The sequence below is a fragment of the Pseudomonas sp. NPDC089918 genome, from assembly GCF_050280605.1.
Lineage (GTDB): Bacteria > Pseudomonadota > Gammaproteobacteria > Pseudomonadales > Pseudomonadaceae > Aquipseudomonas.
In genome coordinates, this window is the sequence record NZ_JBNNVP010000025.1 from 66,326 (window position 1) to 88,822 (window position 22,497).

Annotated in this window: 20 protein-coding genes; 6 read left to right on the top strand and 14 right to left on the bottom strand. The window is 58.2% G+C overall.

Annotated elements, in window-relative coordinates; translation table 11 throughout:
- Positions 1–49 precede the first annotated feature (49 nt).
- Positions 50–364 carry a putative quinol monooxygenase gene (locus ACQKPC_RS18420; protein ID WP_427625825.1) on the top strand — a complete coding sequence of 105 codons (315 nt, stop codon included), beginning with the start codon at positions 50–52 and terminating at the stop codon, positions 362–364.
- On the opposite strand, the gene ACQKPC_RS18425 is transcribed toward ACQKPC_RS18420, so the two are convergent.
- A complete protein-coding gene (locus ACQKPC_RS18425; protein ID WP_427625826.1) occupies positions 354–1,118 on the bottom strand; it encodes a sulfite exporter TauE/SafE family protein in 765 nt (254 codons plus the stop codon). The genes ACQKPC_RS18420 and ACQKPC_RS18425 overlap by 11 nt on opposite strands.
- 163 nt (positions 1,119–1,281) lie before the next feature.
- On the opposite strand from ACQKPC_RS18425, the gene ACQKPC_RS18430 reads away from it, so the two are divergent.
- From ACQKPC_RS18430 to ACQKPC_RS18440, 3 genes are all read left to right on the top strand, one after another.
- Positions 1,282–2,166: a LysR substrate-binding domain-containing protein gene (locus ACQKPC_RS18430; RefSeq protein WP_427625827.1), complete on the top strand. Its 885-nt coding sequence runs from the start codon at positions 1,282–1,284 to the stop codon at positions 2,164–2,166.
- 263 nt (positions 2,167–2,429) lie between these two features.
- Positions 2,430–2,936, top strand: a complete 507-nt coding sequence (locus ACQKPC_RS18435) for a flavin reductase (RefSeq protein ID WP_008067482.1) — start codon at positions 2,430–2,432, stop codon at positions 2,934–2,936.
- A gap of 85 nt (positions 2,937–3,021) precedes the next feature.
- Positions 3,022–3,297 (top strand): LysR family transcriptional regulator, encoded by a 276-nt coding sequence (locus ACQKPC_RS18440; RefSeq protein ID WP_427625828.1) that lies wholly within the window; start codon positions 3,022–3,024, stop codon positions 3,295–3,297.
- A gap of 140 nt (positions 3,298–3,437) precedes the next feature.
- On the opposite strand, the gene ACQKPC_RS18445 is transcribed toward ACQKPC_RS18440, so the two are convergent.
- The 7 genes from ACQKPC_RS18445 to ACQKPC_RS18475 form a co-directional block, all read right to left on the bottom strand.
- Positions 3,438–3,968, bottom strand: a complete 531-nt coding sequence (locus ACQKPC_RS18445; protein WP_427625829.1) for a chorismate--pyruvate lyase family protein — start codon at positions 3,966–3,968, stop codon at positions 3,438–3,440.
- Positions 3,969–4,048: 80 nt separating this feature from the next.
- The gene (locus ACQKPC_RS18450; protein ID WP_427625830.1) at positions 4,049–4,411 is read right to left on the bottom strand and encodes an ArsR/SmtB family transcription factor; all 363 of its coding nucleotides are present in this window, start codon (positions 4,409–4,411) and stop codon (positions 4,049–4,051) included.
- 150 nt (positions 4,412–4,561) lie between these two features.
- Positions 4,562–5,992: an efflux transporter outer membrane subunit gene (locus tag ACQKPC_RS18455; RefSeq protein ID WP_427625831.1), complete on the bottom strand. Its 1,431-nt coding sequence runs from the start codon at positions 5,990–5,992 to the stop codon at positions 4,562–4,564.
- Between the two features lie 9 nt (positions 5,993–6,001).
- Positions 6,002–9,079: a MexW/MexI family multidrug efflux RND transporter permease subunit gene (locus ACQKPC_RS18460; RefSeq protein WP_427625832.1), complete on the bottom strand. Its 3,078-nt coding sequence runs from the start codon at positions 9,077–9,079 to the stop codon at positions 6,002–6,004.
- Positions 9,076–10,179 (bottom strand): efflux RND transporter periplasmic adaptor subunit, encoded by a 1,104-nt coding sequence (locus ACQKPC_RS18465; protein WP_427625833.1) that lies wholly within the window; start codon positions 10,177–10,179, stop codon positions 9,076–9,078. Before ACQKPC_RS18465 ends, ACQKPC_RS18460 begins: the two co-directional genes overlap by 4 nt.
- 130 nt (positions 10,180–10,309) lie before the next feature.
- A complete protein-coding gene (locus ACQKPC_RS18470) occupies positions 10,310–11,467 on the bottom strand; it encodes an acyl-CoA dehydrogenase family protein (RefSeq protein ID WP_427625834.1) in 1,158 nt (385 codons plus the stop codon).
- A 221-nt stretch (positions 11,468–11,688) separates the two neighbouring features.
- Positions 11,689–12,564: an NAD(P)-dependent oxidoreductase gene (locus tag ACQKPC_RS18475; protein ID WP_427625835.1), complete on the bottom strand. Its 876-nt coding sequence runs from the start codon at positions 12,562–12,564 to the stop codon at positions 11,689–11,691.
- A 153-nt stretch (positions 12,565–12,717) separates the two neighbouring features.
- On the opposite strand from ACQKPC_RS18475, the gene ACQKPC_RS18480 reads away from it, so the two are divergent.
- Complete coding sequence (locus ACQKPC_RS18480; RefSeq protein WP_427625836.1) at positions 12,718–13,863, top strand: CE1758 family FMN-dependent luciferase-like monooxygenase; 1,146 nt, start codon at positions 12,718–12,720, stop codon at positions 13,861–13,863.
- A 48-nt stretch (positions 13,864–13,911) separates the two neighbouring features.
- Here the strand turns inward: ACQKPC_RS18480 and rfbA are convergent, their stop codons facing one another.
- The 5 genes from rfbA to ACQKPC_RS18505 all read right to left on the bottom strand — a co-directional run bounded on the left by rfbA (position 13,912) and on the right by ACQKPC_RS18505 (position 20,466).
- Positions 13,912–14,835: a glucose-1-phosphate thymidylyltransferase RfbA gene (gene rfbA / locus ACQKPC_RS18485; RefSeq protein ID WP_427625837.1), complete on the bottom strand. Its 924-nt coding sequence runs from the start codon at positions 14,833–14,835 to the stop codon at positions 13,912–13,914.
- Positions 14,836–14,899: 64 nt separating this feature from the next.
- Positions 14,900–15,982: a dTDP-glucose 4,6-dehydratase gene (gene rfbB, locus ACQKPC_RS18490; protein ID WP_427625838.1), complete on the bottom strand. Its 1,083-nt coding sequence runs from the start codon at positions 15,980–15,982 to the stop codon at positions 14,900–14,902.
- A 65-nt stretch (positions 15,983–16,047) separates the two neighbouring features.
- Entirely contained in the window at positions 16,048–18,225 is a 2,178-nt protein-coding gene (locus ACQKPC_RS18495; RefSeq protein ID WP_427625839.1) for a prenyltransferase/squalene oxidase repeat-containing protein, read from the bottom strand.
- Between the two features lie 22 nt (positions 18,226–18,247).
- The gene (locus ACQKPC_RS18500; protein WP_427625840.1) at positions 18,248–19,456 is read right to left on the bottom strand and encodes a hypothetical protein; all 1,209 of its coding nucleotides are present in this window, start codon (positions 19,454–19,456) and stop codon (positions 18,248–18,250) included.
- A gap of 38 nt (positions 19,457–19,494) precedes the next feature.
- Complete coding sequence (locus ACQKPC_RS18505) at positions 19,495–20,466, bottom strand: acyltransferase (RefSeq protein ID WP_427625841.1); 972 nt, start codon at positions 20,464–20,466, stop codon at positions 19,495–19,497.
- Positions 20,467–21,027: 561 nt separating this feature from the next.
- Between ACQKPC_RS18505 and ACQKPC_RS18510 the strand changes: the two genes are divergently transcribed.
- A complete protein-coding gene (locus ACQKPC_RS18510; protein WP_095055543.1) occupies positions 21,028–21,372 on the top strand; it encodes a cupin domain-containing protein in 345 nt (114 codons plus the stop codon).
- Positions 21,373–21,602: 230 nt separating this feature from the next.
- On the opposite strand, the gene mmsB is transcribed toward ACQKPC_RS18510, so the two are convergent.
- Complete coding sequence (gene mmsB / locus ACQKPC_RS18515) at positions 21,603–22,490, bottom strand: 3-hydroxyisobutyrate dehydrogenase (RefSeq protein ID WP_192346849.1); 888 nt, start codon at positions 22,488–22,490, stop codon at positions 21,603–21,605.
- Positions 22,491–22,497: the final 7 nt, after the last annotated feature.

Consider the following 22,497-nt stretch of genomic DNA (forward strand, 5'->3'; position numbering starts at 1 on the left):
GGATTGTTGCCGTAAACTTGCGCCAATTCTGACTTTCAAAGAGAACCTGATGAGCGAACTGCAAGGCTTCATCCTGCACGCCAAGACCCGCCCGGAAAAATCCGCGGCCTTCGAAGCGTTGTTCCGTGCTTATGTCGAACCGAGTCGCGCCGAACCCGGTTGCATCGAGTACCACATGCTGCGCGACAAACAGGACCCGACACTGTTTATCTTCTACGAGATCTGGCAATCCCAGGCTCATCTGGATACGCACTCGAACCTGCCACACATGAAGCAGTTCCTCGACCAGCGCATGGAGTTTCTGGAACGGGATTTCGATATCCGGCCGATCGAGATGCTCAGCACTTCGTCCGCTAGCCGCTGATCAGCAAGTGGCCGCCGAGCATACCGAGGCCGATGAAGAACACGCGCTTGAACAACACGGCGCTGATCCGCTGGCGCAGCCATTGCCCCAATAGCATGCCGAGCACCGCCGGAATCAGCGCCAGCAGCGATGCACTCAACTCGCCTCCGCCGAGGGCGCCACGCCATAACAGGCCGGCGGCCAACGCAAGGGTCGAGACGGTGAACGACAGGCCCAGCGCCTGCACCAGTTCATCCTTGCTCAAGCCCAGTGCTTGCAGATAAGGCACCGCCGGAATCACGAAAACCCCGGTGGCCGAAGTGATGACGCCCGTCAGCACACCGCACAGCGGACCGAGCCAACGCTCGGTGCGACCGCCGACGCGCAAGGTCGGTAGGAACAACCCGCTCAAGGCGTAAATCAGCAACGCCGCCCCCAGCCCTCGCACAACCCAGTGTCCACCGGCCATGCCGATCCAGAGCGTGCCGACGCCCGTGCCGATGAAAATCGCCAGCAGCATCGGCCACAACCGGTTCAACAGCCCGCGCAAATGACCGCCGAATGCCAGTTGCCAGACGTTGGTAAGGGTAGCGGGAATAATCAGCAACGCCGCAGCCTGCGACGGTGCCATAGCCAGACCGAGCAAGCCCATGGCAATGGTCGGCAAGCCGAGGCCGATCACGCCTTTGATCATCCCGGCCAGCAGGAAGGTTGCGACGACCAATAAGGAAAGGGCCAAACCCAGATGTTGGTAGAACGCGGCGAGTGTATTCATGGGGCTATGGTGAGCCCTGATGGTTGCCTTGAAAATCTGCCATATACTGAGGCAGCCTCTTGATTTGGTAGAGGCTAAAGTTTTCGTTGCGGCTGATGACGTCTTCGCGGGCAAGCCCGCGAAGGGGCCCCGTCCAGACAACAAACCTCCCGAGGCTGTAACGATGCACTTCGACCTCACCGACCTGCGCCTCTACCTGAGCATCCTCGACACCGGCAACATCACCGCCGGCGCAGCTCGCAGCCATTTGTCGCTGGCGGCGGCGAGCGCTCGAATCCGCGCCATGGAGGCTTCACTCGGCATCGAGTTTCTTGAGCGAGGTCGTCGCGGTGTCAGTCCAACCCCGGCCGGCAAGGCCCTGGCGCAGCATGCCCGAGTCCTGTTGCAACAGGCCGAGCGCATGCAGCAGGACCTGGCCGAATACGCCAAAGGGGTCAAAGGCCAGGTGCGGTTGTTGTGCAACACCACTGCAATCACCGAGTACCTGCCGGAGTTGCTGGCAGACTTTCTGCGTGACCATCCGAACCTCGACATCGACCTCCAAGAGTTGCCCAGCGCGCGCATCACCCACGCCTTGCGCCAAGGTGCGGCGGACTTGGGCATTGTGTCCGACGCCGTGGATGCCGACGGCCTTCAGACCCGCTATTTCCGTGACGACCCACTGGTGTTGATACTGCCATGGGATCACCCCTTGGCCGACACCGGACCGTTAAGTTTCAGCGCCACCCTGCACCACGATTACGTCGGCCTGAACGCCAACAGCGCCTTGGCCGTGTACCTGGAAGAACAAGCCCTGCACAGCGGTTTACGGATGCAGATCCGCATCCGTGCCGATGGCTTCGATGGCGTGATGCGCATGGTCGCCCGAGGTGCCGGGCTGGCGATCGTGCCCTTGGCGGCGGTCGAACGCTGGCCGACTGAAACACCGTTCAAAAGCATCGAACTGAAAGAGCCATGGGCCCGCCGCAAACTGTTGCTGTGTGCCCGGGACTTCGCCGCACTGCCCGGTTATGCCCAGGCCTTGCTGAATGCCTTGGCTCTCCCTTGAGGGGCAGACTTTACCCTTGAGGTTTCAGATTCAGGGACAGTTACGATGAGCAAGCAAACCGCCCGTTAGCGAGGCCTTGAACGCTCTCTCATGCTTGCCCCTTTTCAGCAAAAATAAGCACAAGGAATAGCTTGCATGGTACGACTACATACGTACTATAGCTTCGAAGCCGAACGTGTCGTTCAGTACCCGCCACCCTGCGGCGACGGCGGGCAAGGAAGAACGGATCAGCTCCAATAACCTACAAGGAATGAGGGGACGCTATGGTTGATTCAACTGAATTTCGTAATGCAATGGCGATGCTGGGAAGTGCGGTCACCATTGTGACAACGGATGGCCCCGCGGGTCGTTTTGGCTTTACCGCGTCGGCGGTGTGCAGCGTGACGGATTCACCGCCCACACTGCTGGTCTGCGTGAACCGCTCCTCGTCCAATCACGAGCATTTCAAAACCAATGGGGTGCTCTGTGTGAATGTGCTGACGGGAAATCATCAATCAACATCCGGGGCGTTCGCCAATCGTCAGCTGTCCATGCAGGAACGCTTTTCCAGTGTGAACTGCGAAACCCTGGTGACCGGTTCGCCAGCCATCGATGAAGCGCTGGTCAATCTCGACTGTCGCATCAGCAAGATCGACGAGGTGGGCACTCACAGCATTTTTTACTGTGAAATTCTCAAGCTCAAACACAGCGAGGCCAAGGAAGGCCTGGTCTACTTCAATCGCAATTACTACCGTCTCAACGACGAACTGCGATTGGCGCCCGATCAGTAACCGCTGCCTACCCGGCATTGATGACAGCCGCCGTGTTGCCTGGACGTCGGCCTGTCCAATACCGGGTCATCACAGGGATGAGAACATGTTATTCAATGAAGAAAACTTCGCGGATATAGACCTTAACCTGATCATTATTTTTCTGGTGTTGTTCCGGGAGCGAAGTGTTTCCCGCACGGCTGAACGCCTGCATGTCAAACAACCAGCGATCAGCGGATCGTTATCGCGCTTGCGCAAAAGGTTCGATGACCCGTTGTTCCTGCGCTCCTCCAATACCATGCGCCCCACCTCGAAGGCTGAAAAACTGGCGCTGGCCCTCACCCCGGCGATCAGTCAGATAGAAGCGGTGATTTGCCGCTGACAAAGAACGCCAAAACCCCTTGCTCGGGTGAACGATCAGGGGGTTGTCCCGGACTCAACCGTAGAACGCTGAGAGGATATGAAATGATGAGGGATCGGAAGATGCGTGACTTCAAGCTCGATTGCCGAGCCTGATCCTGACTAAACCCGAGCCCAAAAGGCCGGTAGAAAGCACTCACTGACCAGCAAGGCAGAGCCGTTGCGCGTGAAGCGCGAGCGCCTGGCCAGCAATCGTTTGGCATGAGGGGCGAAACGATAGGACAGCGCCGCCAATGGCGCACCGGGGGACAGCAAAGCGCACTGGAAAGGTTCTCGCAGGGTTTGGGCCGACGTGTAGAGGATCTCGGCCAATGGCCGGCCGCCGTATTCGTTGAGCTCCGACCAATCGGCGCTCAGGGCCGGTACGCTGGTCAGGCTGCGCGCCGTGACACAGGGCTCACCATCGAGCTTCATGACCACCTCACGCACCCAACCGGTCGACGCCGCCGATACGTTCAAGGCTTCTGCCTCGTCAGGGTTGAGGGGTCCGTGGGACTGCTCGACCACTTCGATGGAGTAACTGCCCATCGCCTTCAAACGAGGGGTCAGCGCGCCCGGCAAAAACAGCCAGTGATGTTCGGGATCAGTTAATTCCGACAACGGTCGCGACGACCAATAATGACTTGTCCCCATACTCTCACCTCCCTGGTGATCGTGAACTCAATGGTTGCAGTGAAGGGCTCTGCCCTTCACTTGCCGTGTACTCCTGAAACTCAAGCCTCGGTCTCTTCGTTCACTTCATGCTTGCTGATCACTTCGACGGTTTGCTCGTCGAACTTGACCGCGGTGAGTAATGAATCGAGCAGCCCTGGAAAACGCTGGTCCATGTCCTCGCGGCGCAAAGACAACAGGTTTTCACGACCATATGGCCGTTGCCAAATCAGACCGCTGTCACGCAGGACCCGCCAGTGATGCGTCATTGTCGATTTCGACGCACCCTTGAGAATGCGCCCGCACGGGTGTTCCTGGCCATCGGCCAACACCTTCAATACGGTCAGGCGCAACGGGCTACCCAGTGCGGACAGAACATTCTCTAATAAGATCTGGTCCTGATTAGGGTGATTTGCAACGTTCATAGGTAGGTACCTTTGATGATATAGGCGGGAGGTGTCTTACTAGGATTCGTCTATACGAGAACAGTAAAACTATACACAAAAAGTACCCCCCCGCGATAACCACCCCGGGCACTACAGCACCTTGAACCCTGCAATCCCCCCGTTGGTTTTTTACTGCACTTCACGCTCCTGAAAGCCGCCGCCCAAGGCCGCCATCAACGAAATCGAACTGTCGATGTGCTTGCTGTTGAGGAAGGCCAGGCGCATCTCGTCCTGAATCAATTGTTGCTCAATGTTTAACGCATCCAGGAACGTATCTTCACCGGCCTTGTACCGGGACTGAGAAAGATCGTAGGACGACTGGGCAATGGCACAGGCATCTTGCTGCACTGCAATCTGCTGTTCGAAAGAGCGCAGTTGCGTGACCGAAATCGCCACTTCATGCAGGGCCGAGGTCAGCACCTGATTGTAGTGAGCAATCGAAATATCCAATTCGGCATTGCCGGCCTTGAGGTCGGAGCGCAAGCGCCCGGCATCGAAAATCGGCAGGGAAACGGCCGGCGCGATGTTCCAGAACTTGCTGACGCTGGCGAGCAATGCATCCCCGGACAACGCGTGAGTCCCCGCCGAAGCCACCAGGTTAACGTTGGGATAAAACGTAGTCTTGAGCGCATCGACATTCTTGTTCTCGGCTTCGACCCGCCAGCGTGCCGCCACGATATCTGGCCGACGCCCGACCAGTTGCGCCGGCAACTGAGCGGGCAGCGCCACCACACTGGCTTGCAGGCTTGAAGGACGGTCGATGCTTTGCGCGCGATCCACGCCCTTGCCGACCAATGCCGACAACTGCAACCGGGCGATTTCGATGTCATCCAGCGCGCCGATCAAGGTCGATTCCGAGCGCGCCTTGAGACTTTGCACCTGCTTCAACTGCGACAGATTATCCAGCCCCGAGTCATAGCGTGAACCCGAGAGTTCCACCAACTTGCTCAACCGCGCGAGATCCCGGCGATTGAGCTCCGACACCTGCCAGGCGTAGGCAAGCTGGTTGTAGGCCTTGACCACGTTGACCGTCAGAATCAGCCTCGATGATTGCAGGTCGACTTCGGCCGCCATGGCACCGTTGAGTGCCGATTCCCAGGCTGCCCGCTGTCCACCCCACAGATCAAAGGTGTAGTTGAAATTGACCGCCAGCGATCGGGCAGTGACGTAGTTCCGGCCCTCTCCGCTGTAGTCCTCGTACCGGGACAACCGGGCACGGGTGACGCCCGCCGAAGCATTGACTTCGGGGTAGCGCTCGGCCTCGCGCAAATCCAGGAACGCGTTGGCCTTGGCGACCCGTGCCGACACTTCCTGCAAGTCCGGGTTGCTGGCATAGGCCTCTTCGATCAAGGCGCCCAGTCGCGGGTCACCCAACGACGTCCACCAGTCGGCACGAGGCCAGTTGGCGGGCGGCAGTGTGTCTTGCAGCGTTTTGGAGTGCAGATCGTCAACCGACAACAAGGTGCCCTGATGATCGATCCCGGCATAGTTCACACAGCCTGCCGCCATCAGGATGGAAATAGCCAGCGGCGCAAGCATCAAGCGCGTAATCCGATACATACAACATCCTCACATGATGGGTTGCGGCGCACTGACCAGAGTGGCCTCAGGCGCGCTGGCTGGCTGTTTGATCGAGCTCAGCAAGGTGTAAACCGAGGGCAGGATAAACAGCGTGAACAGCGTGCCGATCAGCATGCCCACCACAATCACCAGGCCCAGCCCGAAGCGGCTGTTGGCGCCGGCACCGCTGGCGAACAACAGGGGAGCAAGCCCCACCACCATCGCTGCGGTGGTCATGAGAATCGGCCGCAGGCGAACCTGCGCGGCATGTTGAATCGCCTGGACCCGGTCCATGCCCTGCTTGCGCTGCAATTCATTGGCGAACGCAACCATCAAAATGCCGTGCTTACTGATTAATCCGATCAAGGTGATGAGGCCGATTTGCGTGTAAATGTTCAGCGAGGTCATCCCCAGCGCCAGCGGTACCAGCGCCCCGCAAATCGACAACGGTACGCTGATCAGAATGATGAACGGATCGCGGAAGCTCTCGTATTGCACGCTCAGCACCAGGTAAATGATCACCAGCGCCAGACCGAAGGTGAACGCCAGGCTGTTGCCTTCCTGCACGTACTGCCGGGCATCGGACTGCCAGTCGAAACTGAAGCCGGCCGGGAACCCTTCCGATTGCTTTTGCAGGAACCCCACGGCATCGCCCAGGGTCACGCCCGGTGCCGGAATGGCCTGGAACGTGGCGGAGTTCTGCTGGTTGAATTGGGTCAAGCGATTGGGCTCGACTTTTATGTTGAGCGTGGCCAGTGTCGATAACGGTACCGGATTGCCCTTCTGATCCTTCACGTAATACAACTTGAGGGTTTCGGGGGTGAGCCGGTCCGAGGAAATCGACTGCGGAATCACGTCGTAGGAGCGCCCGTGAAAGGAAAACCGATTGACGTATTTCTCGCCGATCAAACTGTTGAGGGTCTCACCAATATCCTGCATACGAATGCCCAGGGCGTTGGCCTTGGCGCGATCGATCTGGATTTCCACCACCGGGTTGTTGAAGTCCAGGTCACTGTCGACCACGGCAAACAAACCGCTGGCCTGGGCTGCCTGCTTGAGCTGATCCATCACGTTGAACAACGCCAGGTAGTCCTGATCGCTGCGGATCACCATTTGCACTGGCAACCCACCGGTGGAACCCGGCAAGGGCGGCATCTGGAACACGAAGATGCTGGTGCCTTCGATCTCGTTGACCCGCGCCTGCAAGTCGGGCTGGATCGTGTTGGCGTCGCGACCGCGCTTGTCCCAGTCCACCAGGTTGATCCCGCCGACGCTGTTGGACAGCCCATCGGAACCGTTGGCCACCCAGTTGCTGTAGCCCTCGGGGATCTGGTTGAACGTCTCGTAGAGCTTGTGGGCGTACGCCTCAAGGTAATTGAGGTTGGCATGCTGCGGTGCCTTGATGGCCGTCAGCAAAATGTTCTGATCTTCCAGCGGCGCCAGTTCGGTTTGCGCCGAGCGGTACAGAAACGGCAGGCTGAAAAAGATCACCAGGGCCACGCTGAGGCTGATCCAGCGCCGTGCAAGCGAGCCGCCCAGCAACGCGCCATAGCGGTGGGCCAAAGACTGGAAGAAACGGTCGGCCTTGACGGCCATGAAGCCCTCGCTGCTTTTGGCGTCCAGCAGACGGGTGCTCATGATCGGCGACAACGTCAATGCAACGATGCCGGAGATAACCACGGCCCCTGCCAGGGTCAGCGCGAACTCCTTGAACAGCGTGCCGGTCAGTCCGCCCATCAAACCGATAGGCGCGTACACCGCCGCCAGGGTGAACGTCATCGCGACCACCGGCCCAGCCACTTCCCGGGCCCCGATCAACGCCGCATCGAATGGGGATTTGCCTTCCTCGATGTGGCGGTGCACGTTCTCCACCACCACGATCGCATCGTCCACCACCAGGCCGATGGCCAGAACCATCGCCAGCAACGTCAGCAGGTTCAGGCTGAAGCCGAACATCTGCATCAACATCGCGGCGCCGAGCATCGACAGCGGAATGGTCACCAGGGGAATCAGCACGGTGCGGAACGTCCCCAGGCACAGGTAAATCACCAGGACCACGATCACCAAAGCTTCCAGTAGCGTGTAAGACACTTCATCAATCGAGGATTGAATGAAGTGCGCCACTTCGAACGGAATTTGTACCGTCACACCCGGCGGCAGGGTTTCCTGGATCTGTGGCAACAACTCTCGTACGCGTTTGACGATCACCAGCGGGTTGCCGGTCGGTGCGGCGTCCAGGCCGAGGAACAGCGCCGGCACATCACTCATCGAACCACTGGTATCGGTTGAAGCGGCATTGAGCTCGACAGTCCCGACATCCCGCACGCGGATGATGCGGCCATTGTCGTTGCGCAGCACCATGTCGCGGAAATCTTCAACACTGTTCAGGTCGGTGTTGATCCGCAAATTGCTGACCACATACAAGCCCTTGACCTGCCCCGGGGCGGCCTGGAAGTTGTTGCCTTCGATCGCCTGCGACACGTCCTGGCCGGTCATTCCGTAGCCCGCCAGGCGTTGCGGATCCAGCCACAGGCGCATGGAGAGTTTCTGCTCGCCCATGATGTTGATTTTGGCCACGCCTTCGATGCCGGCGAACATCGGTTCGACAACACGGGAAATGTAATCGGACATCTGAGGAATGGTCAGGTTGGAACTGGCGAACGCCACGTACGCCACACTGGTAAAACCACCCGAGGTGCGTTCCACCACCGGGTCATAGGCATCCTTGGGCAACCGGTATTTGATCTGGTTGACCTTGGCCATGACCTCGGTCAGCGCGGAGATGGAATCACTGTTGAGTGCCATCCGGATCGTCACTTGGCTACGGCCCTGAGTCGACGCCGAAGACAGGTAATCGATGCCCTCCACCGAGGCCACGGCCTGGCTGATCGGTTGTGTCACAAAGCCCTGCATCAACTCCGACGAGGCGCCCGGGTATTGGGTGGTGACCGTGATGGTCGAGGTTTCCAGCATCGGATACTGGCGGATCGGCAGGTTCAGCAACGCACGCACGCCGAACAGCAGGATCAGCGTACTGACCACCACTGCGAGTACGGGGCGGCGGAGAAAGATGTCGGTGAATTTCATTTTTCCAATCCAGTGGTGAGGTTAAGGCCAACCGTGTCCGGCACACCTTCCACGGCCACTCCGTCATGGAGTTTCAACTGACCGGAAGTCACCACCTGCACGCCTTCATTCAAACCTTTGTCGACAACCGCCCAGCCATCGCGGCGCTCTCCGACCTTGATGCTCTCGCGCTTGACCTTCTGCACCCCCAGGTCATCCGTGTATACGGAGAAGACGCTTTCGCCGTAGGCGTTGTAGGTGATGGCCGTCTCCGGAATCACCAGCTCGGAAGTCTGCGGCAACGTGACCGACACTCGGGCATACATGCCTGGGCGCAGCAGTTTTTTCGTGTCAGTGATCACCGCCTGGACGTTGATGGTATGGGACTGATTGATCTGTGGATCGACCGCCACAATCTTTCCCTGAAACTTCACATCCGCCCAGGCATCGACTTTCGCCTGCACGGTTTGGCCAAGCTGGACGCGGGAGCCATCGCGCTCGGCCAGGGTAAAGTTGACCCGCAGCACACCGGGGTCGGTCAGGGTCGCGACAGCGCCACCGGCCTCCAGGTACTGACCCAGATGCGCCTGACGAATCCCGAGGGTGCCAGCGAACGGCGCACGAATATGACGCTGGGCGATTTGCGCCTGCATGCGCTCCATGTCGCCTTTTGCCGCGTCATATTGAGCGCGTGCGCTGTCAAAGGCCCGACGACTCTCGGCACCGGTTTTCGCCAGTTCCTGCACCCGAGCGAATTGCGCCTTGGCCGATTCGAACTCGCCCTTCAGGCGAACCAGTTCACCTTGCTCCGGTGCATCGTTAAGCGTGAGCAGAACTTGCCCCGCCGCCACTTGATCACCGGACTCGAAGTCGATGTCCACGACCTTGCCGCTGACTTCAGCCGACACCAGCACCTGGCGCTGAGCCTCAAGCTTGCCGATAGCTTCCAGGTAATAGGTGTAGGGCTGTTTCTTGACCTGCGCCAAACCGACCTTGGTACTGGGTAGCCGTTGTTCGGCCGAGACTGGGTCGGGCCACCAGAAACGCCAACCGAAAGCACTGCCAATAACAATAACCAGCAGAACAAACACCAGTGATTTAACTTTATTTCGAGCAAGCATGTGGCACTCCCTTGACTCTCAACTGCGAGCGCAAAAGTTCAAGAATTAATAAAAGAGGCGGCACAAACCCGGCGTGTCATTAATCCCTGTGATTAATCACTCATGACACGCCGGATTTATTTATAACCGTTTACGCTGCCGCGAGCGCATTGGTCTTATCCAGGTAAAACTTGCCAATACCGTGCAAGTTCAAAGGCGACAAAGTGAAGTGCTTTGAACCGGTATGAATATCGCGGAAACAGCGTTCCAGGAAGTGGGACTTATAAACCGCTTTGGAACCGGCCAACGCATAAATCTGATTCACGGCGCTCACCGAGTTTTCAGTGAGCACCGAGGCCGCCAGCCCGACCCGGGCACTGACCGGATCGCCGATCGTTTCGCCACGGTTGATGACCTGGCAGATCGCATCTTCAAGCAGCAACTGAGCCGTGTGCACCGACGAAATGGCTCGACCGGTTTTCTCGAAAATCACCCCTTCCAGGCCAGGATCGGTGTTCACCGCCCGGTCGTTACGGAAATGATCGACCGCCGCACGAGCAACGCCCAGCACGGTGGACATCGCCGCCAGGGTACCGAATTCGTAATAGCCTGTGGCGTATGCCCGCGAACTACGAATTTCCGGAGACTTCTTCAACGTCTCGACATCCAGGGAGAACGCCTTGTTGACCAGCACTTGCTCACACTCGAAATGGTGGCTGCCCGTGCCGCGCATGCCCAGCGTGTCCCAGGTGTGGTTGATCTTGCATTGAGACGCCGGAACAAAAAACATCCGCACTTCAGGGGCCGAACAGTCGGCCGGGCCTTTCACCGTGGCGGTACACACCAGCCAGTCGGCATAGGCCGAACCGCTGGCGAAGGCCCACTTGCCGCTCAGCAGGTAATCGTCGCCGACCGGCACGGCCTCACCGCCAGAGTGAATCGCACCAATCACAAAACCCGTGCAAGTGCTGTAGATCGCTTCGGAGGTCTGCTCCGGCAAGTAGTCGGAGAGCCGACCCATTGCCACTTGCACCGCCAATTGCCAGGACACCGAGGCATCATGACGGGCAAATTCGAGCAGCATGGCGGAGGTCGTCTGGATATCCACTTGCGAACCACCAAACGCCCTGGACACCGACGTTCTGCCGAAACCTTCCTTGAAGAGCTCAGACATCACATCCTTGTGAGTCGCATTCGTCTGCTCGCTGTAATCCCTGTGCCTGATGATCAACGGGTTCAGCGCACGCACCTTCTCAAGCCATTCGTTGGACTCAGTGGGAAGATTGTTCCATTGCATAAGATTTTTCATAACGGCTCCTAGCTATTATTTATTTAATGATCAGCAGACGAAGAACAGATGAATCTTTATTATTTTTGAACCCGACAAAAATGTACGTCTACAGTCGTACATTGGCAAGCGTTAGTTAGGTTTTCTTTTAGAAAAAACTCCGTCCAGCTTAATGAAAAACTCCAGACGAAAAGACACTACCGAACTCCCATAGAAGTTACGCTTTCTTTAACTTTCGGGTATTAGCGTGAGCCGGCGCGTCGTGCACTCACCTCTGACAACGATGCCCAGTCCTGATCGCCCTGACCATGGGCCATTGCGTCCAGCAAGTTGTCTTTCAAAACACTGGCAAACGGCAATGGCACCTGCGCCGCTTCGCCTGCCTCAAGGGCCAAGCGAATATCCTTCAGCCCCAGGGACAGCTTGAAGCCCGCCGGCTCAAAATGTTTATCGATCATCAGTTGCCCGTAGCCTTGATAAACCGGTACGGGAAACAGCGTCGAGGTGATCATTTCAATGAACGTCGCGCGGCTGATGCCATAGCTGCTGGCCAGAGTGGACGCTTGCGCCATGGACTCGATCGCCGCCGCAATCATCATATTGGCCGACAGTTTGGCCACGCACGCCAGCTCCGCGCATTCCCCGAATGGCCAGGTCTTGCGTCCCAACACATCGAATAGCGGCTGAACACGGGCCAGTGCCTGCGCGGGACCAGACGCGAGAATATTCAGATTGCCTGCCGCGGCCACGTCCACCCGTCCCAGCACCGGAGCAGAGACATACGCCACACCGCGCTCGGCATGCAGCGCCGCAAACTCCTTGGCCAGCGCGACCGACACCGTGGACATATTCACGTGAACACTCCCCGCCGTGAGGCCCTCCAGCCCATTGCCGTCAATGAACACCGAGCGCATGGCGACGTCATCGCCCAACATCGAGATCAACACCTCGGCCTGTGCGGCGAGTGCCGGACTATCGACGGACTGAGCACCGGCACGCGCCAATTCATCCAGCGGTGCCGACGATCGATTCCACACTTTGACCCGATGACCGGCCTTTAACAGGTTCAGCACCATCGGCACGCCCATCGTGCCCAAACCAATAAATCCCAGCTCCATGCTCTGCTCCCGTCCTTGTCAGTTCGAAATGTCCGTTGGACGTCGCACCACAATTGCGATTGTACGTGTACAGGCGTACATTTCAAGTGCCTCGTTTATTTAACCTCGAGGCAGCGGCTTCAAACACACCTACACGCAAGGCAAGGAGGCTTTATGCAATTCGGGATCTACACCGTTGGCGACGTCACACAAGACCCGACCAACGCCAGTACCCCAAGTGAATCTCAGCGCATTCAGGCCACCCTGCAAATCGCGCAAAAAGCCGAAGACATCGGCCTGGATGTGTTCGCCACGGGCGAGCACCACAATCCGCCGTTCATCACGTCCTCCCCCACCACGTTGCTGGCGTACATCGCAGCGAAAACCCAGCGCATCATTTTGTCGACGTCCACCACCCTCATTACCACCAATGACCCGGTGCGGCTGGCCGAGGAATACTCGTTGCTGCAACACCTGGCAGGCGGCCGCATGGACTTGATGCTTGGCCGGGGAAATACCGCACCGGTCTATCCCTGGTTCGGCAAAAGCATCGTCGACGGCCTGCCGCTGGCGATGGAAAATTATCGATTGCTGCACAGGCTCTGGCGCGAAGAAGACATCAACTGGAGCGGTCGCTTTCGTACCCCTTTGAAGAACTTCACTTCCATTCCCAGACCGCTGGACGACGTGCCGCCCTTTGTCTGGCATGGCTCGATTCGTACCCCGGAAATCGCCGAGCAAGCGGCGTATTACGGCGATGGTTTTTTTGCCAGCCATATCCTCTGGCCCCGCGAGCATTTCATTGCCCTGGTGGAGTTTTACCGTGAGCGATTTGCGCACTACGGGCATGGCACGCCAGAACAAGCCATCGTCGGCCTGGGCGGGCATATTTTCATGCGCCGCAACTCCCAGGACGCACGACGGGAATTCCGCCCTTACTTCGACAACGCCCCGGTCTACGGTCATGGCCCTTCCCTTGAAGAGTTCATGGAGATGACCCCGTTGTCCGTGGGCAGCCCCCAGGAAATCATCGACAAGACCCTGACGTTCCGCGAGCACTTCGGCGACTACCAGCGACAGCTGTTTCTCTTCGACCATGGAGGTATTCCTTTAAAAACCGTGCTGGAACAACTCGACATGTTCGGCAAGGAAGTACTGCCGGTATTGCGCGAAGAGACCCGCAAGCGTCGTTCACCGTTAGCGGCCGAGCCTCCGACCCACGCCAGTCGCCTGGCACGTTTGCGTTCGACGCAAACGCCGCCAATTGAACCGCGACCTGGCTTCAAAACCCCGCAACACGACAGGGTCACCGGACGATAAATCGCCCTTTCAATGGCCCACTATCATCCCGTGGGCCACTGAACGGTGTCAGGCCGCGCCTTTGAGCGGTTGCCGCGCATCCATGACCGACAGCACGCCATCGTTGATCAGGCGGGCGAGGTATTGACCGTAGCCGGTCTTGCTCATGCTCCCTGCCTGCTCCAACAGTTGCGCATCGTCGATCCAGCCTTTGTTGTAGGCAATCTCTTCCAGGCAAGCGATCTTCAGGCCCTGGCGTTTCTCGATGGCATGCACGAAATTTCCTGCTTCCAGCAAGGAGTCGTGAGTCCCGGTATCCAGCCAGGCCAACCCGCGCCCCATCACCGAAACGTTCAACTTGCCGCGTTCCAGGTAGACATTGTTGACGTCGGTGATTTCAAGTTCGCCCCGTGGCGATGGCTTGATATCCGCGGCGATCTGCAGCACGTCGTTGTCGTAGAAGTACAACCCGGTGACCGCGTAATTGGATTTCGGATGAGTCGGTTTTTCGCAGATGCTCAGAGCCTTGCCGGTATCATCGAACTCGACGACGCCGAAGCGCTCCGGATCGGCCACGTAATAGCCAAACACCGTGGCACCCTCCTCGCGGCTGGCCGCTTCCAGCAGGGTGTCGCCAAAACCGGCGCCATAGAAAATGTTATCGCCCAGCACCAGGCATACGTTGTCTTCGCCGACAAACTCGCGACCGATGATGAAGGCTTGGGCCAAACCGTCCGGGCTCGGTTGTACCGCGTAACTCAAGCTCAAGCCCAACTGACTGCCGTCGCCGAGCATACGCTGGAAACCCGGTAAATCCTCTGGGGTGGAGATGATCAGGATTTCGCGAATCTCTGCCAGCATCAATACCGACAGCGGGTAATAAATCATCGGTTTGTCGTACACCGGCAGCGACTGTTTGGAAACGCCCAGGGTCACAGGATGCAACCGTGAACCCGCGCCACCCGCCAATAAGATTCCTTTGTACCTGGCCATGCTTTTCTCCTTGAAGCAGTTGTGTGACAGACGCCCGCAATGGCGTCTGTGAAGTGGGTTGGGTTCAGGCCTCGACGGCTTCGTTTTGGTGTTCGCCGATGCGTTCCAGGGCGTAGTCGCCCGACAGTACCCGCGTCCACCAGGAACGATTGTCGAGGTACCAGTCGACCGTTTTGCGCAGGCCACTCTCGAAGGTTTCCAGCGGCGTCCAGCCCAAATCCTGCTGGATTTTTCCGGCATCGACGGCGTAGCGCTTGTCATGGCCGGGGCGATCCTTGACGAACGTGATCAGGTCCCGAAAGCGCTCCACGCCCGCCGGTTTGAGTGCGCCGCGCGTCTCCAGCAAGTCGCACAAGGTGTGCACCACTTGCAGGTTGGTTTTCTCGTTGTGGCCGCCGATGTTGTAGGTCTGACCTACCTCACCGCGACTGACCACCGCATACAACGCCCGGGCATGATCTTCGACGAACAACCAGTCACGGATCTGCCCTCCGTCGCCGTACACCGGTAACGGTTTGCCGTACAGCGCATTGAGAATGATGTGAGGGATCAGCTTTTCCGGGAAATGGAACGGCCCGTAATTGTTCGAACAGTTGCTCAGCACCACCGGCAAACCGAACGTCCGGTGCCAGGCGCGAACCAGGTGATCGGAGCTGGCCTTGGTCGCCGAGTACGGCGAACTGGGTGCATAAGCGGTGGTTTCGGTGAACGCCGGATCCTCGGGCTCCAGGTCGCCGTACACTTCATCCGTGGACACATGATGGAAACGAAACGCCGCCTGACGTGGCGCATCCAATCGGTTCCAGTAGCCACGCGCCGCTTCGAGCAAAGTATAGGTGCCGACGATATTGGTCTCGATGAAGGCCTGGGGCCCGTCAATCGAGCGATCCACGTGGGACTCGGCCGCCAGATGCATGACGGCATCGGGTTGAAGACGCGCAAAGATCTCGTCCAGCGCGTTCCTGTCGCAGATGTCCACTTGATAGAAACGATACCGCGGCGAGTCGGCCACATCGGCCAATGACTCGAGGTTACCGGCGTAGGTCAACTTGTCTACGTTGATGACTTCGCACTCGGTTTCGTTGATCAGATACCGCACGACTGCCGAGCCGATAAAGCCCGCGCCCCCTGTCACTAAAATTTTCATCAGCGCCTCCCTTGGCCAATTGATGATTCACAGTCCATCGATGGCGTCTGCCATCGAGCCATCGGTCAGTTGAGCAAGGCCACCCAGTACTGGCTCAAGCCTTTCTCCAGAATCAGCAAGGTCTGAATGCAGACAAAGCTTTCATCGGTGGTGGCCGACGTCGAATTGAGCGGCCCGAAACCGCCATCCTGTTTTTGATGGGCAGCGATCCAGTCCTTCGACGCTTGCAAGTAGTGCGGCTGGGCATCGAGCAAATACATCGCGGCGATGGCCATGTACGTACCCACCAGACTGACAGCCTTGCCAGGCCGGTAATGGAACGAGCCATTGGGCTGTTGCAGTTTTTGCAGCCACGCCACGGTCTGCTGCGCGTCGACGATGCGTTTATTGAGAATGAACAGCGTGGAAACCACGCGGTACACCGAGAACGCATCCGGCGGATAACCCGGTTTGTTGGCAAACCCGCCATCGGCGGTTCGGCATCGCAGCGCAAAAGCCTGCACGGCCTGTTCGTCTGGCGCCCGAGCGCCGAGCGCATGCAGCGACAAAACCGCCAGGTTGGTGTGCCAGATATCGGAGACATAACCCGCGACGTCGCCGAAACCACCATCCGGGTTCTGGCACGCCTGCAAGTAACGCACGCAACCTTCCACATCATTCGGCAGCGCCCCCAGCACCCGCAGTGACAGCACCGCGCAATAACTGGCGAATACATCGCTGAGATGACCCGGTTGTTCGGCGAAGCCGCCGTCGGCGTTTTGCGATGACTTGATGCAGTCGATCAGGCTCTCCTTGTTTTCAATCTCGATGCCCAGGGCATGCAAATCCGAGATCACGTGCAAGCCGGAAAACACCTGCCACGTCTTGTCTGCCCGAAACCCCAGCGGAGCGGTTTCAGCGGTCAGCCCGTAAGGTGTGTCGCTGGAGGCCCGAGCTTGGGACAGCCACGCCAGATAACGTTTCAAGTCCACATTGATCGCCGGCACGGCCGCTGGATGAATGTCTTGCACATCGCCACTGCCATCGATGCTCTCCAGCCCCTGCGCCACCAACGCTGCGTCATCGTGATGATGCACCGCCGTGGCTGGCTGGACCGCCTGCAGTGCCTGCGCGGCAGCGAGCTGGGTTTTCAGGCTTTTCAAATGCAACGGCAGGTACGTCAGGTTGCCGATGGTGAACACGCCTGGCTGGCGCGGCGTCGCCCAGAACTGTCGAATGAAGGGCACGGTCGGGTCATCGGGGGTCGACCAGAAATAACCTTTGCCCATGAACAGCCCACCGTTGCGGCTGTCGTGAAAATCCAGCAAGGCAGCCGTTACGCCGGCCCGATCCAGGTCATGCGCATCCGCCGGGAACGCCTGGATCGCCTGCAACAGCAGCGCTGCGTCATAGGCCGTTTTGATCGGAAATGGCGACTCGTGTTTCTTATAAGACGTGTGCCAATCGACCCGCACTTTGCCGCTGATACACACCCGATCCCAGTACCCGCCATAGGCGGGATCGCGGAACAATGCCAACGTCTGCTTGAGAAACGAACACGCCAGATTCGACAGCGCATTGTCATCGCGAACGCTCGCCAAGCCGACCAGTGCGAGGCTGGTTTGCGCCCGCACGGCACAGCGGCTCAACGCCACATCGACGCCCTGCTCGCTGTCACTGCCGGCGACGCGAGCGATCAGGTTTTCGGCATGCGCTTCAAGATGCCCGACAAGGCCGGCTCCCAGCGGATCGGTGCCGATCAGCGCGAGCAAGTTGACGGCGCTGATGTCCAGCTCGATCGAGGTGGCCAGTTCCAGCGGTTCGGACCAGTCACTGCTGTACATCCCCGCCACCACCGAGCGGCTATAAACAGTTTCGATTTTCTCCAGCATTGCCTTGATGTTGGCCAGGTTTGCAATGTCTTGCGGCACTTTGCGCTGGTAGGCAATCAATGCCGCCAAGGCGTCCAGTTGCAGCGCCAGCGTCCGGCAACGGCCCGAACCGTGGGGCGTCCAGAACCGATCGGCGAGTTCGTGAAACCCCGCGTGCTGGCCATCATACAAACGCATGAGGCCCTCATGGGCGAAACGCAATTGCGCTTCGCTGCCATGAGCAGCCTGGTAGAGCGTCACCTCAACCTGATCCTGCAACTGCTTGTCACTGGAAATCGCGACCTGCCCGCTGGCATCAGTGATTGCAAAATAACCACCGTACTCGGCGTCTTTGAGGCCTTGATCAAAAAGGAACTGTGGATGAAGCGACATGGTGTATCCCTCTTCCTTGAGGTTAGGCGGCTTTGCTTTCGGTCAACGGGACAACGGCGCCCTGGCACAACTCGATAATCCGCATGGCAGCGCGGGCAGCGCCTTCGCCGTCCGGGGCGGCCACTTGTTGATGAGGGGCGAAGTAACCGGTCGCGTTGGTATTTTTTTCGAGCTCGCCCGCCACCAATTCAACGATCCGGTGCTGGTCGTGACCCAAATGGGTCGGGAAACCCAGAAGCTCCAGGCGACGCAAGGCCTCGAGTTCGTGGTATTCCGACTTCGAAGGCAGGACGAACAATGTAGGGATGTTCAGCGCCGAAATTTCCGTCACGGTGATCCAGCCTGGTGCCGAAATCAGCAGACTGGCTTCACGCAACAAGCCCATCCAGTCGGGGTAGTACGGCACGCAGATAACACCTTCCTGGGCCTGGATATCCTGACGTCCCAGCAGCACCATCTTCAGCTCGGGATTTTGTTCGCGCAGGGTTTTGAAACTCTCCAGGTAAGCCGCCAGCAGTGCTTCCTTGTTTTGCGAGAACATCGTAGTGCCACTGATGGAGGCGACAATGAACGGCGAGTCGCCAAGGTTCAGTTCGGCGCGCACGTTCAAGCCGCTTTGCACCGTGATGTCACGGATCATCGGCCCGACGAAGTGTGCTTTGCCGGTACTCAAGGCCTCGGCGACCGGAGTGCCTTGATCGAGGGAAGCGACATAGGGTTTGTCGGTCAGGACCAGTTGGCTCTGATTGATCATCCAGGAGAACTGGCTGTGCAGGGCCGTGCGGGCTCTGGCCATCTCAAGGGCGTTGACTTCGAATCCGCCGTCGGCCAGGTCGCTGTCTTCCAGTTGGCAGAGGGTGAAGTCATAACGCTCGGTCACGAACACCAGCGGCGTACCGCTGAAAATCGCCGCCAGGCAGGCCGCCATGTTGTAGTCCGACACCAGCACCGCCGGCTTGTATTCCGCGATCAACGCCAGGTAAGACAGGATTCGCTCGCCGGACAAAAAGGTATTGGCGATATAACCACCAATGTAATTGGCCCAGTCCAGCTCTTTCGACAAGTTGCTCTTTTTCGAGTAATCGACCAGTCGCCCGGCGATGTCCACTACCTCGACCCCGGCCTTTTCGAACAATGGCGTAAAGGTCGGTTGCAAGGAAGCCAGCGCCACGGTCAGCGCCATATCCGGACGTTGTTTCTTTATCGCCTGAGCGATGGAAAGAGCCCGCATGTTATGTCCGGAACCAGTAGGGTTGGGGGCAAATAAAATCATTCCTGTATCTCCATTAGTTGAACAACGCCATTGACCACAGTGTTTTCCAATACATCCCTTATAACCACTGAGTAGGGTTTTATAACGGCACCATCACCGATACTCAGTGGACCAACTATGATTGCTCCCTCACCAATAACGCAGCGACTTCCAATGCGTACAGGGGCCTCCTCCCAAGGCAGTGAACGAAACGAATGATCATGTGATGAAGTAACGACAGTGACCCGCGCGCCCAACTCACTGAAGGCACCAATCGTGACGCCGCCCGCGGCCTCGATAACGATGCCTTCATCCAACGAAGTCCCGGTTCCAATATCGATACCACCCAGTTGCGACATCCCGCCCTGACGCACACTGCGCCCGATCAGAATGCAGTCCCGAGCGATTTCCACCGAGGCACCACCGCGCAATTCGGCATCGATAAGCGTGTCTTCACTGATGTCCCAGGTTTGAGTATCCGGGTTCAGTTCCTTGAGTCGGGCCACGGATAACGAAGTCCGGTCGAGCAATGAAGGCATGCCCTGACGAGCCCGCTCCCGCACCTTCGCCAGTACGCCTTCGGGGCTCGGTGCGCCGTCCTCTACAACACTGCGATAGGCGATGATTCGGGCAGGGCGCCCTACTGCGACAGCATCGGGCGGAACATCCGAGACCACCAGAGCCCCCGCAGCAACCACTGCACCAGCCCCGATGGAGACACCTGCTTTCACCGTAACCTTCGCACCCAGCCAGGCGTTTGCGCCGATCTGGATCGGGGATTGAGCCGTCCCCAGGCACTGCACACCGGTGGCCAGCATGCTTGCCTTGCCGATGGCGACAAACCTCAAGTCGGACTTGAACCCGACGAAACAGTCATCACCCAATTGAACATTTTGCAGACGACTGGCGGCGCGAATCCATACATGCCGACCGAGTTCACTGCCAGAATCGATCGTCGTTAAAACTTCGACTACATTAGTGTCATCCACAGTAAAGCCTCATTCCATTGATACGGGATGCATGATGATTTAATGCACACAGAAACCTGCGAACCTATCCGCTTGTGCATAAGCAATAACTAACTGTTTATTTTTTCTGCCATCTCAAAGCACGCATAACATTGCGTCCGCGCAACTTTAATAACTGTTACTCCGCCGCCACGTTGTTATTTGGATAACAACAGGTAGACAGCAACACTTGGCCCGATGGCCAAGTCAGCAATTAATGATAGAGAAAGCTGAATAAAGTCTGTCCGTGACTAGAATGTAGCTCCATTGGCGGAAAAGTCCGCTAGTACGAATGTTATAGTACAGACGATTTTGTTTTGCAATAGGTGTCCGGTGGGTTATTTCGTTTGCGTCTAAAAAATTATTGAACTTTTATGGTTCGTTGCTGTAGCGAAACCTTCACACATGCACGGCAATGGTGCGAAACAGCTTCGCATAGGCTATCAGCGTTTACAGGTAACTGGATGTCGACCCCAGACATCCGGGTGCCCCCCTCTCGGCGATAGGCTGGTCATTCAATCCTGCCGCTAGCCTGGAGCTGACATGCCCGCACCTATCACCGTCCTACGCGATACCCACCCATTGCCCGTGCTCGACGCCTGCAAATGGGAAAAACTCGAAGGCGACCCGCACACCGTCAACCTAAACGCCTACACCAGCGAAGACGGTAGCAAGATCATGGGCACCTGGATTTGCACGCCAGGCAAGTGGTACGTGGAATACGTGAAGTGGGAATACTGCCATTTCCAGGAAGGCTACTGCGTCATCACTCCGGAAGGCATGGCGCCGATCCACCTGCGTGCCGGTGACATTTTCGTCATCGAGCCAGGGATGAAGGGCACATGGGAAGTGGTTGAGACCGTGCGCAAGTATTTCGTGTTTGCCTGATGCAAAAAACCGAGAGACCACCCGACGTGGTCTCTCGGCAAAAAAACTGATAGGAATCCGCATCCCTTGTGGCGAGGGAGCTTGCTCCCGCTGGTTCGCGAAGCGAACCCAACAAGCTGATGCGGTGTTTCAGATACACCGCATGCTCAGGACTTACGACTGCTCCGCAGCCGGACGGGAGCAAGCTCCCTCGCCACAGGCAAGCCTCCCATCACCATCCCGAAAAATCCTTATTGGGGTTTGCGATAGCTGTTGATGATCGCCGAGAAGTCCTTGCCGCCTTCCCCACGCTGACTCATCGCCTGATACAACTGCTGCGCCACCGCGCCAAGCACCACCGGTTGGTGCGCCTGACGTGCCGCCTCAGTGGCCAGGCCCAGATCCTTGAGCATCAGTTCAGCACCGAAACCGCCGGTATACCCGCGCGAGGCCGGCGCCGTTTCGACGATACCCGGCCACGGGTTGTACATCTCCGAACTCCAGCAGCGCCCGGTGGAACTGTTGATGATCCCCGCCAGCACCGTCGTGTCGATCCCCAGCGCATCGCCCAAGGCCATGGCTTCGCTGACGCCGACCATGGAAATCCCCAGCAGCAGGTTGTTGCAGATCTTGGCGATTTGCCCGGTGCCGACTTCGCCACAGTGGACGATGTTGCGGCCCATCTGCGCCAGCACCGGTTGCAGGGTGGCGAACAGTTCAGGCGTAGCGCCGACCATGAAAGTCAGTGTCCCGGCCGCAGCACCGCCGGTACCGCCAGAGACCGGGGCATCGGCCATGACCACGCCTTGTTTGGCAGCCGCTGCGGCGACGTCGCGCGCCGTCTGCGGATCGATGGTGCTGCAATCCACTGCGGGCACGCCCTTGGCGATTCCCGCCAACACGCCGTCTTCACCCAGCCAGACGCTGCGTACATGCACAGCGGCTGGCAGCATGGTGATCACCAGTTCTGCATCTTGAGCGGCTTCACGCGCCGAAGCGCTGATGCTGCCGCCCAGTTGCTCGAGCTCTGCCAGCACAGCTTTGTTCAGGTCGACCAGGCGCAGTGAATGGCCGGCCTTGATCAGGTTGCGCGCCATCGGCGCGCCCATGTTGCCGAGACCGATAAAAGCGATTTTCATGTCCGGC

Excerpts from the sequence above, each read along its gene's own strand:
- ACQKPC_RS18420 (WP_427625825.1), top strand. The coding sequence starts at position 50 with ATGAGCGAACTGCAAGGCTTCATCCTGCACGCCAAGACCCGCCCGGAA.
- ACQKPC_RS18445 (WP_427625829.1), bottom strand. The coding sequence starts at position 3,968 with ATGGGGACAAGTCATTATTGGTCGTCGCGACCGTTGTCGGAATTAACT.
- ACQKPC_RS18435 (WP_008067482.1), top strand. The coding sequence starts at position 2,430 with ATGGTTGATTCAACTGAATTTCGTAATGCAATGGCGATGCTGGGAAGT.
- ACQKPC_RS18455 (WP_427625831.1), bottom strand. The coding sequence starts at position 5,992 with ATGTATCGGATTACGCGCTTGATGCTTGCGCCGCTGGCTATTTCCATC.
- ACQKPC_RS18425 (WP_427625826.1), bottom strand. The coding sequence starts at position 1,118 with ATGAATACACTCGCCGCGTTCTACCAACATCTGGGTTTGGCCCTTTCC.
- ACQKPC_RS18480 (WP_427625836.1), top strand. The coding sequence starts at position 12,718 with ATGCAATTCGGGATCTACACCGTTGGCGACGTCACACAAGACCCGACC.
- ACQKPC_RS18450 (WP_427625830.1), bottom strand. The coding sequence starts at position 4,411 with ATGAACGTTGCAAATCACCCTAATCAGGACCAGATCTTATTAGAGAAT.
- rfbB (WP_427625838.1), bottom strand. The coding sequence starts at position 15,982 with ATGAAAATTTTAGTGACAGGGGGCGCGGGCTTTATCGGCTCGGCAGTC.
- ACQKPC_RS18495 (WP_427625839.1), bottom strand. The coding sequence starts at position 18,225 with ATGTCGCTTCATCCACAGTTCCTTTTTGATCAAGGCCTCAAAGACGCC.
- mmsB (WP_192346849.1), bottom strand. The coding sequence starts at position 22,490 with ATGAAAATCGCTTTTATCGGTCTCGGCAACATGGGCGCGCCGATGGCG.
- rfbA (WP_427625837.1), bottom strand. The coding sequence starts at position 14,835 with ATGGCCAGGTACAAAGGAATCTTATTGGCGGGTGGCGCGGGTTCACGG.
- ACQKPC_RS18500 (WP_427625840.1), bottom strand. The coding sequence starts at position 19,456 with ATGCGGGCTCTTTCCATCGCTCAGGCGATAAAGAAACAACGTCCGGAT.
- ACQKPC_RS18510 (WP_095055543.1), top strand. The coding sequence starts at position 21,028 with ATGCCCGCACCTATCACCGTCCTACGCGATACCCACCCATTGCCCGTG.
- ACQKPC_RS18460 (WP_427625832.1), bottom strand. The coding sequence starts at position 9,079 with ATGAAATTCACCGACATCTTTCTCCGCCGCCCCGTACTCGCAGTGGTG.
- ACQKPC_RS18440 (WP_427625828.1), top strand. The coding sequence starts at position 3,022 with ATGTTATTCAATGAAGAAAACTTCGCGGATATAGACCTTAACCTGATC.
- ACQKPC_RS18470 (WP_427625834.1), bottom strand. The coding sequence starts at position 11,467 with ATGAAAAATCTTATGCAATGGAACAATCTTCCCACTGAGTCCAACGAA.
- ACQKPC_RS18475 (WP_427625835.1), bottom strand. The coding sequence starts at position 12,564 with ATGGAGCTGGGATTTATTGGTTTGGGCACGATGGGCGTGCCGATGGTG.
- ACQKPC_RS18465 (WP_427625833.1), bottom strand. The coding sequence starts at position 10,179 with ATGCTTGCTCGAAATAAAGTTAAATCACTGGTGTTTGTTCTGCTGGTT.
- ACQKPC_RS18430 (WP_427625827.1), top strand. The coding sequence starts at position 1,282 with ATGCACTTCGACCTCACCGACCTGCGCCTCTACCTGAGCATCCTCGAC.